The 13,775-nt window shown below is 65.4% G+C and carries 10 protein-coding genes; 7 read left to right on the top strand and 3 right to left on the bottom strand.

All coding sequences use genetic code 11. The features are described from left to right. Positions 1-344: IS5/IS1182 family transposase (locus tag EP26_RS26715; RefSeq protein WP_043343443.1), on the top strand; the 344-nt coding region annotated here is incomplete at its 5' end. A 327-nt stretch (positions 345-671) separates the two neighbouring features. On the opposite strand, the gene EP26_RS26720 is transcribed toward EP26_RS26715, so the two are convergent. Both EP26_RS26720 and EP26_RS26725 read right to left on the bottom strand, forming a co-directional pair. Further along, the gene (locus EP26_RS26720) at positions 672-1,751 is read right to left on the bottom strand and encodes an alpha-E domain-containing protein (RefSeq protein WP_245624532.1); all 1,080 of its coding nucleotides are present in this window, start codon (positions 1,749-1,751) and stop codon (positions 672-674) included. Further along, positions 1,744-3,120 (bottom strand): circularly permuted type 2 ATP-grasp protein, encoded by a 1,377-nt coding sequence (locus tag EP26_RS26725; protein WP_245624533.1) that lies wholly within the window; start codon positions 3,118-3,120, stop codon positions 1,744-1,746. The genes EP26_RS26720 and EP26_RS26725 overlap by 8 nt, the downstream gene beginning before the upstream one ends. Before the next feature lie 373 nt (positions 3,121-3,493). Between EP26_RS26725 and EP26_RS26730 the strand changes: the two genes are divergently transcribed. The 6 genes from EP26_RS26730 to EP26_RS26750 all read left to right on the top strand — a co-directional run bounded on the left by EP26_RS26730 (position 3,494) and on the right by EP26_RS26750 (position 12,173). Then, a complete protein-coding gene (locus EP26_RS26730; RefSeq protein ID WP_043343449.1) occupies positions 3,494-4,561 on the top strand; it encodes a M42 family metallopeptidase in 1,068 nt (355 codons plus the stop codon). Positions 4,562-4,688: 127 nt separating this feature from the next. Continuing rightward, positions 4,689-5,369 (top strand): transposase, encoded by a 681-nt coding sequence (locus tag EP26_RS38730; protein ID WP_211259567.1) that lies wholly within the window; start codon positions 4,689-4,691, stop codon positions 5,367-5,369. Between the two features lie 168 nt (positions 5,370-5,537). Further along, a complete protein-coding gene (locus EP26_RS36970; protein WP_211259568.1) occupies positions 5,538-5,687 on the top strand; it encodes a hypothetical protein in 150 nt (49 codons plus the stop codon). Positions 5,688-5,883: 196 nt separating this feature from the next. Then, positions 5,884-7,512 (top strand): long-chain-fatty-acid--CoA ligase, encoded by a 1,629-nt coding sequence (locus tag EP26_RS26740; RefSeq protein WP_211259569.1) that lies wholly within the window; start codon positions 5,884-5,886, stop codon positions 7,510-7,512. 666 nt (positions 7,513-8,178) lie between these two features. Then, complete coding sequence (locus tag EP26_RS26745) at positions 8,179-10,164, top strand: AsmA family protein (RefSeq protein ID WP_052389731.1); 1,986 nt, start codon at positions 8,179-8,181, stop codon at positions 10,162-10,164. Positions 10,165-10,280: 116 nt separating this feature from the next. Then, entirely contained in the window at positions 10,281-12,173 is a 1,893-nt protein-coding gene (locus tag EP26_RS26750; protein WP_169747502.1) for a GH39 family glycosyl hydrolase, read from the top strand. Position 12,174: 1 nt separating this feature from the next. Here the strand turns inward: EP26_RS26750 and EP26_RS26755 are convergent, their stop codons facing one another. After that, positions 12,175-12,375 carry a hypothetical protein gene (locus EP26_RS26755; RefSeq protein ID WP_043343455.1) on the bottom strand — a complete coding sequence of 67 codons (201 nt, stop codon included), beginning with the start codon at positions 12,373-12,375 and terminating at the stop codon, positions 12,175-12,177. Between the last annotated feature and the right edge of the window lie 1,400 nt (positions 12,376-13,775).

The raw sequence follows: 13,775 nt of genomic DNA on the forward strand, positions 1-13,775 counted from the left end.
AGGATCGTGGCCAAGTCGAGCAGCTCGCACAGGCGGTGCAGTCAGAAACCGGCGGAAGCGTCGACCTCGCCTATGTCGATGCGGGCTACACCGGTGAGCGGGCCGCCAATGCCGCCCGCCAACACGGCATCGAACTCGAGGCCGTCAAGCTGCCCGAAGCCAAGAAGGGCTTCGTCCTGCTACCGCGCCGCTGGGTCATCGAGCGATCCTTCGCCTGGACTACGCGCTTCCGGCGCCTCGTCAAAGACTACGAGCGCTACGCCAGCACTCTCGCCGACTTCCACCTCGTCGCCTTCGTCTGCCTCATGCTCAAGCAAGTCGCTCTACTGGCCACAGGTGCCTAACACCCTCTAGCCATGGTGCCAGCACTGTCGGCTGCCATGATGACGCCGTCATTGATCTTGACGGAGACAATGACGGTCATGGCAAGCATTCCTTAGTTGTGTTGCCCGGAGTGTTGATGCGCTCCCTAGAGCCTGCTGCGTCAGCACGTCGGCCGGCGTCGCATCATCCTCGACCCATGGGCAGTACCCACAGACCCGCTTCGACATCCCGCGACAAGGTAGGCAGTACCGATACTCTGTTTGGGCGCCTATCCTAGATAGACTGGCGCCTCGCGTCGGGTGCGGTTACTCCGAGGGCGTCCCATATCTTACGGCCGCCCTTGCAGCTCAGGCCACGTCTGTCGGATCGCCCTGCGACTGACTTTGAGATTGGCTGGACACCGGAAATCCCGCCCCCGTCGTCAGCGAGAGCGGCGCGGGCAGCAGCTGGCTCTGCGGCCCGCCCATCATTATTCCCCAGCGGAAGAAGTCCGACGAGATATTGCTGGTGACTGCAATCAGATTACGCTGAATCTGGTCAAGGTACTCGTGCAGCCCTTCCGAAATGACCTGTTCGATGGTGATGCTGCCCAGCCCTGCTCTTAGGCACCCCAGCTCATGAGCTGCGACAGCACCGCCGGGCAGCTCGTGCCTGGAGCGAATAACTTCCAGGAGGCGAGCCGCCTTGCTGACACAGAAGCTGACGGAGCGCGGGAAGTGGGGCTGCAGTAGTAGGAAACCAGCAACGCCCGATGGCGTCACGGCGCCGGACATGACGCGCATGTAGGCATAATGCCCCGCGGCTGAGCGAAGCAGGGCGTCCCACTGAACCAGATCGATCTTCGATCCAGGCACGGCCGGGCCGGGCAGGAGCAAGTGGTATTTGATGTCGAGCAGGCGCGTCGTTTGGTCTGCCCGCTCGATATGGCGCCCGAGGCGATAGAAGTAGCTACCTTGATCGCGATGCAGGGTGCCATCGGTGATGCCGATATGGGTCTGGCAGCCTTCCTTGATGCGAGCGAAGAGGCGGGCCAGCGAGCTAGGCGCGAGGGCCGTGCCATCAAGGGCAGAGAGCCATTTGTAGAAGATGTTCATCTGTGCCCACATCTCGGTCGAGATAACGGGGCGCAGGGTGCGTGCATTCTCGCGTGCGGCCGCGATCGCGCTAATGATCGACGTGGGGTTGTCCCGATCCGTCACGTAGAAGGTCAGCACGGCCTCCGCGGTGGGGGCAGGATACTGCGCCTCGAAACGCGCCTGATCGGAGTTTATCTGCAGCACTGGCAGCCAGTCCCGCGCCCCGCGCAGATCGCGAGAAAAGGTTGAGTTCACGTCGAGAATTCGGGCAAGGTTCTCGGCACGTTCGACATAGCGAGCGAGCCAGAATACCGCTTCGGCGTAGCGCGCGAGGAGAGGGATATTAGCCAAGGACCCAGGTATCCTTCGATCCGCCGCCTTGCGACGAATTGACGATCAGCGACCCCTCACGAAGCGCGACGCGGGTGAGTCCGCCGGGCAGGAGCCAAGTCTTCGCGCCGGTAACCGCGAAGGGACGAAGATCCACATGTCGTGCCGCAACATGGTTTCCCGCCAGGGTGGGGCACACCGAGAGATCGAGGCAGGGCTGGCTGATGTATTTCTCTGGATTAGCCAGAAGAGCCGCGCGGCAGGCCTCCAGCTCCTGGCGCGAGCTGCGGGGACCGACAGTGATGCCATAGCCGCCCGACTCACCCACAGGCTTAACGACCAGCTCCTCAAGATGGTCAAGGGTGTAGCGAAGGGCTTCCGGCTCCCGGCAAATATGAGTGTCGACGTTGGGTAGGATTGGATCCTCGTCAAGATAGTAGCGAACAATCCGCGGCATGTAGGCGTAGATGGCCTTGTCATCCGCAACCCCGGTGCCGACCGCATTGGCCAGGCTGACCTTGCCCGCGCGATAGGCGCGCATCAGGCCGGGGACACCCAGGAGACTGTCCGGACGGAAGGCTTCGGGATCGAGGAAGTCATCGTCGATCCGACGATAGATGACATCGACGCGCCTGGGACCGCCCGTCGTCCACATCGAGACCTGATCGTCGTCACCGACCATGAGATCACCCCCCTCGACCAGGGGCACGCCCATCTCACGGGCTAGGAACACATGCTCGAAATAGGCCGAGTTGAAGGTGCCGGGCGAGAGCAGCACGACCTGCGGATCTGAAACGGCGAGCGGCGCCACCTCATGCAGGGCGGCGAGCAGCTTCTGCCCATATTCATCGACGGGGTACAGGCTGATGCCCTCGAGGAGCTCGGGGAAGGCTCGCTGCATCGTATGGCGGTTCTCGACGACGTAGCTGACGCCGGAGGGTGTGCGGGCATTGTCCTCCAGCACGCGAAAGACGCCGCTTCCGTCGCGTACGAGATCCGTGCCGGAGACATGGATATAGCTTTTGTGCGGGAGATTTATTCCCTGCATGGCCGGCCGGTAATGAGCATTGCTTAGCACGAGCTCCGCCGGCACCACGCCGTCCCCCAGGATGCGTTGCTCATGGTAGATATCGTGGAGGAACTGGTTCATGGCCGCGACACGCTGACATATTCCGGCTTGGATGACCTGCCAATCCTTGGCCGAAACAACCCTCGGGATAGCGTCGAAGGGCAGGACCCGGTCGATCGCATTCTTGTCCGAGTACACGGTGAAGGTGATCCCGAGATCGTGCAGTTCGGCCTCAGCCTCAGCTGCGCGCCGCCGCACTTCCTCGATCGGGAGCCCATTCAAACGCTCCCGCACCGGCGCCGCAGCGTCGCTACTCGTCATCTCGCAATAATACTTACCTGGCGAATACCCGTTCAACATGCCGACCTACCTTCGCGTTACATAAGTAGAATGTGGCGCCGTGGTTCCTGGTCTGCCTTCTCATACGCATGGACGGCTCGTGCCGCCGGGCTTCGCCGACATGGGCGCCTCGCCTTCATCATCGCCGTCAGGCGCCCGGCCACCGGCTCCATTGCTAGCGCTTGACGTTTTCGTGGCGCTCCGCAGGCGATACGGCAAATCGTTCCGCTTAAACAGACTGCAGCCCTGAACCCGCCTGCGTCGTTGGCGTGAAAAGCCTCGTGCCAGCCTCGGTCTTAATTGTTCCCGAACCGACGTGTGCCCGTGGACGCGGACCAGGAGAAAGTCCTTACCTATGCCAGCGCAGTCCTTCGACTTCTTGGAAGCATTGGTGAATGCTCCCTCGCCTAGCGGCTTTGAACGACCAGTCGCGACGCTCTACCGGAACCACATGGCGCGCTACGCCGACCGCGTCACCACCGATGTGCATGGCAACGTGCTGGCCGTCCTCAATCCCGAAGCGCCGATGCGGATCATGCTCGCTGGGCATACGGATGAAATCGGTTTCGTCATCCACCACATCAGCGATGAAGGGCTACTCTACTTCAGTACGATTGGCGGACATGACAGCGTCATTCCAGTCGGGCAGATGGTCTGGGTCTATGGACGACAGCGCGTGGCCGGCGCGATCGGACGCAAGGCTATCCACCTGCTCAGCCCCGACGAGCTCAAGAAAAAGCCGGAGATCAAGGAGCTGTGGATCGACATTGGTGCTAGATCCCGCGCCGAGGCGGAAGCTGTTGTCCAGCTCGGCGATGTCGCCACTTACCAGTACACCTTTCAGCGGCTCCTGGGCGACCGTGCGGTCGCGCGAGCCCTCGACAACAAGGCAGGTCTTTTCATTGTAGCCGAAACCATTCGGCTCCTCAGCGAGGAAGGCGGTCTCCCGTCCGGCGTGGGAGTCTATGCGGTCGGAACTGTGCAAGAGGAGATCGGTTCTCGCGGAGCGCGCACCTCGGCCTTCACCGTCGGCGCCCAGACCGGGCTCGCCGTCGATATGGGCCACTCCATCGACTATCCTGGTGTCAGCGCCTCCCAATACGGAAAGCTCGACATGGGCAAAGGGCCAGCTATCTCCCGTGGTGCGAACACCAATCCAGTGGTCTTCGACCTGCTTTGCCGCGCCGCGCAGGAGGGAGACATTCCATACCAGATCCAGGTCACGCCAGGGAGCACGCCGACCGATGCGAACGCTATGCAGCTTAACGGCGAAGGCATGGCAACCGGGCTACTGAGCATTCCCCTGCGATACATGCACACACCTTGCGAGGTCGTGAGCCTCACGGACGTGGAGAACTGCGCACGCCTGATGGCCGCGTTTTGCCGGCGTATTAGGGCCGATACCGATTTCAAGCCTTGGTAGCCGTCGCCAATGATCGGGCCGCAATTAGGATCGCAGGCCCGGTGCCGGTTGCCGGATCGTTCAGGCCTCCGCTGAGAAGGCTCTTGCGGATCGTATCGCGCGGCGCTGGGGTAAGCGGGGTGACGAGGTGCTGCTGGTGGGAGCCATCCTGGCGTCGGGCCGGCGCGCGGTGAGCAGCATACTCCCGATCACCGAGCTCCACCCGGAATGGCGGTTCGTTAACTATCACCGCCTGCTCAATCGCGCCGCCTGGAGTGGGCGAGCGGCTGCCCGTGTGCTGCTTGGGCTTCTAATAGACGCCTTTCTGCCGACGGGGCCCGTGCTTCTCGGTTTCGACGAGACGATCGAGCAGAGGCGCGGCAAGCGCATCAGCGCCAAGGGGATCTATCGGAATCCGATCCGCTCCAGCCACGGGCACTTCACACAAGGCGAGTGGCCTGCGCTGGCTCAGCCTCATGCTGCTGGTGCCGATCTCCTGGGCCGGGCGGGTTTGGGCGCTGCCGTTCCTGATGACCCTTGCCCCCTCCGCACGCAACTGCCTCGAGCGTGGGTGGCGGCACAAGAAGCTGACCGAATGGGGGCGTCAGCGAGTCCTGCAGGCCCGTCGCTGAATACCGGGCTGGCGCCTGGTCCTGGTGACCGACAGCGGCTTCTCCGCTCTCGAGTTCCTGGCTGCGCTGCTACGTGCAGGAGGTCACCTGCGTCTCCCGCCTGCGGCTTGATGCCGCCCTTTACCGGCCGTCTCCGCCACGCCCACCCGGCACCATCGGGCAGCCGCGGACCAAAGGCGAGCGCCTGCCAACCCTAGCCGAGGTGCTGGCCGACAAGACCACCCGCTGGCAGCGCCTGACCGTGCCCGGCTGGTATGGCGAGGGCGACCGCGTCGTGGAGATCTGCTCGGATACCCCCGTCTGGCGCCACAGCGGCATGCCGGTCGTGCCAGTTCGCTGGGTGCGGCTGCGAGGAAACCATCGAGATGTTAGCCGATGTCGCGCTTCTCGAGCCGAGCCAGCGCGGCCGACGCAGCTTCGACCGCTTTCTCACCAGGACCGCCGAGCGGCTCGGGGCGGCCGATCGCGCCTTGGCCGAGCGCATGGCCGGTTCTAAGCACGGCGGGGCCGGATGAGACCTCCGGCCAGTGAGGGGTCCTCGGCCCGGAGCCGTGAACCAGTCTCGATGGACGAGCAGGCCACACTACATTCCCATAGCTCGTTTCGGCCATGGTGGCCCATGCTATTCTTCGGTCCGGACGAGAGCGGGCCGCACTGCCATTGCCATCGGGACCAACCCGAGGCCAATGAGAACGGACCAGGGGGGCCTCCATGTTCGGCCTGATGCAGCAGCACCCACTGCTGCTCTCCACTATCATTAGCCATGCCGCCCGCCACCATGGCAGGGCGGAGGTGGTCTCGAAGCTGCCCGATGGCAGCCTGCACCGCACGGACTACGCTGCGGTGGAGCGGCGCTCGCGTCGGCTGGTCCGCGTGCTGCAGCAACTCGGAGTGGGGATGGGTGACCGGGTAGCCACTATGGCGTGGAACGGCTACCGGCACCTGGAACTTTACTACGCCATCTCGGGCATGGGCGCAGTCTGCCACACGGTCAATCCGCGCCTCGCGCCCGAGGACATCCTCTACATTATGAACGACGCCGCGGACGAGGTGCTCTTCGCCGACCTGAGCTTCACCGGGTTGGCAGAGGCACTGGCGCCGCGGGTGCCGGGTCTGCGTGCGGTGGTGCTGATGTGCGAAGCGGCGGAGATGCCGGAGATCGCGCTACCCGCTGACGTGGCGTTGCACTGCTACGAAGACCTAATGGAGGCAGTCGGTGAGGACGATGCCTGGCCGCGCTTCGACGAGAACACCGCGAGCGCCCTTTGCTACACCTCCGGCACCACGGGGCGGCCGAAAGGCGTGCTCTACAGCCACCGCTCCTCCATGCTGCACGCCTACGCCGCCAACATGGCGGACTTCTTCAGCTTCCGCGCCACCGACCGGGTGCTGCCCGCGGCCTCCATGTTCCACGCCTGCGGCTGGGCGATGCCCTACTGCGCGCCGATGGCCGGCGCCGCGCTGGTGCTGCCCGGGCGGCACCTGGACGGAGCCAGCCTGGTGCAGCTCCTGAACGAGGAGCGGGTCACCTTCTCCGGCGGCGTGCCAACCATCTGGCTCGGCGTGCTGCAGCACCTGCAAGCCGCGGGCGGGCGCCTCGCCACGCTGCGGCGGGTGGGCAGCGGCGGATCGGCCGTGCCGCGGGTGATGATCGAGGGCCTGGGCGCCCAGGGCGTCGAGGTGTTGCACGCCTGGGGCATGACGGAGACGAGCCCGCTCGTCACCCTCAACGCGCCCAAGCCCACGACCGCTGATCTTCCGCCGGAGGAGGCCATGCGCCTCCGGCTCAAGCAAGGCCGCGCCGTCTGCGGCACCGATATCCGGATCGTGGACGCTGAGGGCCGAGAACTGCCCTGGGATGGCGTGGCCTTTGGCGATCTGGAGGCGCGGGGTCATTGGGTATGCCAGGAGTACCTCAACCGCGGCTCGGAGGGCGCGGCCGATGCGGAGGGCTGGTTCCGCACCGGCGATGTCGCCACCATCGATGCGGAGGGCTACGCCGAGATGGTGGACCGCTCAAAGGACGTGATCAAGTCGGGCGGCGAGTGGATTTCCTCCATCGCGCTCGAGAACATCGCCGTTTCGCACCCGGATGTGGCGGAGGCGGCGATCATCGCCGCGCGGCACCCGAAATGGATGGAGCGGCCGCTGCTCCTGGTTGTGCCGAAGCCCGGGCGCAGCGTCGTGGCGGAGAGCGTACTAGCGCTCTACGACGGGCCGGTCGCCCGTTGGTGGCTGCCGGATGCCGTAGTGGTAGTCGATGAGCTGCCGCACACCGCAACCGGCAAGCTGAACAAGCTCACCCTGCGTGAAGAGTTCGCGGACTACCTGCTGCGGTAGGCTTCCGCAGCCTGAGCTGCCGCGTCGGAGAATACGAAAGGATAGTACTGGCTCTGCGGGAGTAACTGGGATTGGCTCTTACCCTCGGGTACATTCGAGGCGGGCGACCCTCCAGAGACTTTCATTCCCCAGTTTCCACCGCTGCTCCAGTCGGCATCCACACAACCCGTCTCTCCCAAGCAGATCACCGCGCTGAGGCGCAGGTTTGGCCTGGGTATTCGCGGCAACCTTGATGGTGCAGCGGCGGAACGGAGCCGGACTCTCTCTCCGAAATGCCGGAGACTCTCCGGACCTTGAGGGTAGGGCGATTTAACCCTCAAGCTTTATCACATTGAGATCGCCCGGCGTTCGGACGGGATACTGACGCCCTATTCAGGATGGCGACTGCCTGCCGGTCGAAGCTACGAACCGAATTAGCTTCTCCGCCCTCAAGCTTTTGCCCTTCGCAGAGCCCTGATAGGCCACTCGGCCCTGTCCAACATCTGCCAGTCACAGCCTCAGCGCTCGAGGGTGCCGGCAATCGACGGTGCGCCGACCTTTCCGGTGCGAGTTCCGTTTGTCGGGACCGGGCTGCTGGGAGTGGCTGAACTCCCGCACGCCCGCCGCGCTCTATCTCTGAAAGGCGTTCCGGCGGTCCTCCGCGACTGGCCTGGCAGGTCGAAGGGCATGGCTCGACTGCGCATCTTGCGGCGGTTGCCTTGGATCGGCCTCGGGCTGGCCGGGCTCCTTGTGGCCGCCGCGCTGTCCTCCCCGCTTTGGCTCAAGCCGCTCGCCGAGCGCCAAGCTTCGGTGGCCCTCGGGCGCCCGGTGGAGATCGGGCGGCTGTGGCTGCGCCCGGGCAGCCCCGTGCTGCTCACCGCGGAGAACGTGTTGATTGGCAATCCCCCAGACTTCCCGCTTGGCGAGGAGCCCTTCCTGCGGATCCCCCATCTCACGCTGCAAGTGGAGGTCGGTACGTACCTGCGCCGGCGTGAGTTCGTCATCCCCTCGGTCGAGCTGGACCGGCCGGTGTCCCGGGTTGTCTCGACCGCGGATGGCCGGAGCAATTTCGCCTTTGACCCCGGTGCCGATCGCAGCGCCGACACAGCCTTCCCGAAGATCGGCGCCATGCGCGTTTCCGGCGGGCGCGCCTGGGTCTCGCTCGCAGGGCTTGGCGCCGAGTTCGAGGTCACAGTTTCCACTAAGGATGCCACAGGATCGGACGACCACACCATCATGGCGGAAGCACGCGGCACCTACGCCAACCAGCCCATAGCCGCCACCCTGCTTGCAGGCAGCCTCCCGAGCCTCGGCGGCGCGCCTGGTGCCTGGCCGATTCAGCTAAACATAGTGAACGGGCCGACACGCAGCGTCCTAAAGGGCACGCTGCAGGACCCCCCAGATCCGCGCACCGCCACCCTAGGCCTCCTGCTCGCTGGGCCGGACATGGCGCTTCTTGCTCCGCTAACCGGTGTCCCGCTCCCGGCCACGCCGCCCTACGAGCTTGGCGGCAAGCTGGACTACACGGACGGACGCTTCCACTTCACTGACATCGCTGGACGGATTGGACGGAGCGACGTTGAAGGCACGCTCACTGTCACCCGAGGCTCCGAGCGGCCTCAATTGACGGCCGAGCTGCGCTCGCGGAGCGTGGACCTCCGCGACATCGCCGGCCTGCTCGGCGGCGGGCCAGGCCCGCCCGGCACGCCCGGTCAGACCCCGCAGCAACAGGAGCGCGCGGCGCAGACCCACCGGGAGACGACTGCAAGCCCGCGCTTGCTGCCGGACCGGTCGCTCAACCTGCCGAAGCTCAGGGGCGTAGACGCACACATTACCTATCAAGCCGAGCAGATCCAGGGCCGCTCCATGCCGCTCGACAACCTCGCCCTCCGCATGGACCTCGTGGACGGCGTCGTGGCGCTCCGGCCCCTGAGCTTCAGGGTGGGCGCCGGTCGGATCGCAGCCGATGTCTTGCTGACCCCTGGGGAGAACAACACCGTTCAGGCGAAAGCCGAGGTCCAGTTCGAGCGGCTGGACCTCGCCCGCCTGATGCAAGCGACAGGGACTTACCAGGGCGAGGGAGCGTTAAGTGGCACGGCGCGGATCGAGGGCACTGGCCGGTCGGTCGCAGACATTCTGGGACATGGTGACGGCGCGCTGGTCCTTTCCATGGCAGGCGGCGACCTCAGCAGGCTCCTGGTTAACCTTGCCGGCTTGCGCCTCGGCAGCGCACTTCTCGGCTCCCTCGGGGGCGAGGCACGTACGCCGGTTGAGTGCTTCGTGGCCGACCTGCCGTTGCGGCGCGGCGTAGTATCCACCCGCACCCTGCTGCTCGAGACCGAAGACGCCGTAATCGAGGGGCAGGGCGTCGTGGACCTGCGACGCGAGCGCGTTGAGATGCGCCTCTGGACGCGGTCGAAGCGCCTGACCGTGGGCGTGCTGCCGGTGCCTCTGCTGATCAGCGGCACGCTCAAGGCGCCAAGCGCAGCACCCGACAGGGCGGAGGGCGCGGGCGGCGGAATTGCCGGAGCGTTCGCAGCGCTGCCCACCATCCGATTTGGCACCGGCGACGACCCGCGCTGTGACGGGCTGCTCCGGCGCGTGCGGCGGGGGCAAGCGACTGGCAGCGATGCGCCCCATGGTGGCGCAAGCAGCGGCAGCGGCCGGCGCTGAAAAAGCTGCGGATGTCTCGCAGTCTGCGTGGTCGCTATGGGTCGACTCGCGATTGGTTGTTTCCGCCGCCTGCCGGGGGGCTTAGCCTTGCGTCCTGAACGGGTGGGATGCGCGGCATGACTGAGAGACGCTACGACGCGTCGCGGCGACGCGCGGTGCTGCGCGCCATCGCCAGCCTGCCAAATCTCGGTGCCGCCCCCGCCGCGCCGAGGCCTCTGTTCCTGTCCGGCTTAGCCCGGCCGGGCGGCGGGGAACCGCAGGGGGAGTTCCGACGGGCCGACTTCAACATGGTCGGCGTCTTCGACATCGACTGGCTGCTCGCCCCTCGCTTCACCCGCATGCTCGATGCCATGGCCGCGTCGCCCGGCGCCTTCGGCGCGGTGCGGGTCTTCGGAGCGCTGAACAGTGGCGTGCGTGAGGACGTTTTCCCCACCAGCACCGGCACCACCTGGCCTACCCCGGAGGCGCCGATGGACTTCTCGGCCACGCTCACGGCGTTGGAGGCGCTGGTGTCGCGTGGGCTGACTCCTTTTCTGCCGCTAACCTTCTTCCCTGCAGCCGTCGCCGCCTCGCCCGTCATGCCGCCGGCCGACCTTGCCGTGTGGCGCCGGCTAGTGCGGGGCTTTCTCGATGCCATCGTCGCCCACTTCGGAGCTGCGGCGATTAGTGGATGGTGGTTCGAAGTCTGGAATGAGCCGAACATGCCGCCCTTCTGGGGCGGGAGTTTTGACCGCTATCTCGACCTTTACCGCGAGACCGCGGCGGCAGTGCGCGAAGCCGGCCACGCCATCCGCCTGGGTGGGCCAGTGCTCGCCTACCTACCCGGCGAGGGGCCGGCGCTGATGGAGCGCTTCCTCGGTTTCTTGCGCGATACGCCCAACCTACCCTGCGATTTCCTCTCACTGCACCGCAAGGGTGCCTGGACTACGGAGGAAGGAGCGCCCCGGCTTTCCCGCTTGGTCGAGGCCGCCGAAGCAACGGCGGAGGCGGCGCTGCGACTGATCCCCGAGCGTTGTCGCAGGGGCCTGACCATCATTAATGACGAGGCCGACATGCTGGTTGGCTTCGCCAATCCTTATGCGGCGCGGATGGACGCGCAATTCCCGGCTTGGCTCGCCGCCTCGGCCACGATGCATGCGGCGTTGAACGTGCGCTACGCCGAGCGCGGCCTGCGCTTCATGGCTGCTGCCGACAATGCCAATCAGCATTTAGTGCGAGCGCCTTTCGACGGCCGGCGGGCGCTGATGACGCGAACCTCGGCGGCAGATGACGACCTGATCAAGCTACCGGTTTTCGGCTTCTACGAGCTGCTGCGGCTGCTCGGTGATCGGCATAGCAGCGTCGCTGCACCGATTCCGCGCGAGGGCCTGTACCACCTGCTCACCGTCGGTGAGAACCGCATTGCCGCGCTGCTCGCACATTACCCGGATGATCCCGCGGCGGCGCCCATCATGCTGGACTACTTGGTGCGGGACGTTCCCTGGCCACAAGTGAATGTGGTGGAGTTCCGCATTGACGGCGCGCACGGGAACGCCTTCGCCGCTGCCGGGCGGCACATGTCGGCCAAGGTGGCGCCCGGCGCTGCGACGCGGCGCCTGCGTTCCGCAGCGGAACTTGGCGTACAGGCGCCGCTCCGCAGCGGGCTGCACGTCGCGGGCGGACGGCTACGGTTGCCGCTACAGCTTCCACCCTACGCCATCGCGCTAGTCTGGGTGACACCCTTTGACCCGCGACCACCTGAGGCGTCGCGCTGGTTGGACCTGCGCGCCGAACGTGGTGATGCCTTGCTGCGTTGGACCGCGAGCGAAGCGCCGGGCTTCTACGGCTACGAGTTGCGGCGGCTTGGTCGGGACGAAAAAAGTAAGTGCATCGCGCCGTTGCCGCTACGGGCGGCATGCTGGGTGGATACCGCGCCTCCTGCTGGCGAATGGCGGTACGCGATCCGTGCGGTCACGGCTTCGGGCCTGCGCAGCGCGGTGGCGCTGAGCCCATCACTGCGCATAGGTTGACCTACCCGGCCACCGCATGGGTAGCGTCTAGCACCACATAGGAGTCCGACGGCTCAAAGCCGCTCTCCCAGACCGCATCCAAGCCCACCTCCGCCGCGAGCTTCACTGCCAGCAGGTTGTGCGCAGCCATGGCCATCGCGGAGCGTCCGGCATTGAGCTTGGCCTGCAGTGCGATTGCCAGATTGGGCGATCCGACCGTCATTCCGGCCTCCCATCACTGGATGATCTTAACTTCGCTCGGGCGCAGGCCCACCCTGAATGAATGGCTTCAGGAGCGCTGAAAGCGAACGTGTTATGCGCTGCCGTGGCGCGGTGCAGCCGGGCTATCCGCATGTGGTGCTGGACCGCCCGCGCTAGGCCAAACCCTAGGTGTTCGATCGTGCCCACTGCCGGACGAAGTGCCCAGCATATCAGCCTCAGTGGTTCCGCTTGCACTGCCAAGAAAGGTCAAGAATCAGCGGGCGTGGCCTGCTACTCGATAGCCACTTGCCCGAATGCCGTGCCGGAAAGCGGTCGGGCTCCTCGCGGTCAGAAAGTGCCACTGAGCCTAAACCGAATGGCTCGCTCCCGTATCCGCTTCTGGAACTGGAGCGGACATCCGCTTTTTAGAGCGCTACTGCTGCTAGCCGCCCGAAGCGGCGGCTGCTGCGGTTCTCAAGGGCAGGGTTCGGTCGTTAATGGATCGGCCCTGCTTGGACGGGCACATCCGTGCCAGGTTGTGCCCTTTGGTCTTGCACAGCGCCATCTCTATCCCTGTCCGAGCCTGTTGAGGTTGGGGCCTGCGGCAAAGGCATCCAATAAGTTGGTTCGGCGTCCAGGTGCGCCCCGCTGTAGGCCGTTGCCCAGCCACTCCCGGCTGCCCAGAAGATCGCCACTACGTCTTGTCGGGTGGGTAGGCCTGCTTTGGCGGGCAGGTAGACCAAGATCGTGTGCCCGTCGCGCGGGGCGGTCGTGATTGGCTGCCAAGCGTGCATGGTGGCTCCGATGGGGCCCAGATTGGTAGACAGTAGGCTACTTGGAATACGCCCAGAGCGACTGCTGGTTGCGGTCGTCAGTATCGGACCTGCCGATAGTGGCGCGGGCGGTGAGGCACGCTATTCGAGGCGTTTAGCGCACATTGGGGACTGGGTGTCGTGGGTGGCTTTCCAGCAAACTCGACCAAACCGGTCTTGAGCAAGCAAGTGACGTGTGTGGCAGGCTGGCCTGGAGAAGGGGCGTTCCATCTAGAAATATGTCACCTCTACGCCCCAGCCCGCCTTGTATCTCACAGTTGCCTCCCGGTGGTGAGCCGGCGAGGCTGACGGCGGACGGCAGCCCGAGACCGCCTGGGGTGAATGAGCCCGTCTCTGAGCTGGGCGCCGTCCGTCGTCCCATCCGGGAACCCGAACGGTCGCCTGGGCCGCTGCCGAACGGCTGCGAGCCCGCATTTGCAAGGACGGGTCATGGACCAGCTTCCTACTGCGGCGCACAGCTTTGTCGGCATCGACGTTTCCAAGGACCGCCTCGATGTGCATCTCCGCCCATCGGGCCACGCCTTCGCCATCCCGCGTGATGGTCCAGGTCTCGACCAGCTCTTGGCGCGGCTGCGGGCCGAACCACCAG

This window comes from Belnapia moabensis DSM 16746 (assembly GCF_000745835.1).
In the GTDB taxonomy this organism is placed as follows: domain Bacteria; phylum Pseudomonadota; class Alphaproteobacteria; order Acetobacterales; family Acetobacteraceae; genus Belnapia; species Belnapia moabensis.

Coding starts and splice junctions, on each gene's coding strand:
- EP26_RS26725 (WP_245624533.1), bottom strand. CDS start 3,120: ATGACGAGTAGCGACGCTGCGGCGCCGGTGCGGGAGCGTTTGAATGGG.
- EP26_RS26730 (WP_043343449.1), top strand. CDS start 3,494: ATGCCAGCGCAGTCCTTCGACTTCTTGGAAGCATTGGTGAATGCTCCC.
- EP26_RS36970 (WP_211259568.1), top strand. CDS start 5,538: ATGTTAGCCGATGTCGCGCTTCTCGAGCCGAGCCAGCGCGGCCGACGC.
- EP26_RS26740 (WP_211259569.1), top strand. CDS start 5,884: ATGTTCGGCCTGATGCAGCAGCACCCACTGCTGCTCTCCACTATCATT.
- EP26_RS26745 (WP_052389731.1), top strand. CDS start 8,179: ATGGCTCGACTGCGCATCTTGCGGCGGTTGCCTTGGATCGGCCTCGGG.
- EP26_RS26750 (WP_169747502.1), top strand. CDS start 10,281: ATGACTGAGAGACGCTACGACGCGTCGCGGCGACGCGCGGTGCTGCGC.
- EP26_RS26755 (WP_043343455.1), bottom strand. CDS start 12,375: ATGACGGTCGGATCGCCCAATCTGGCAATCGCACTGCAGGCCAAGCTC.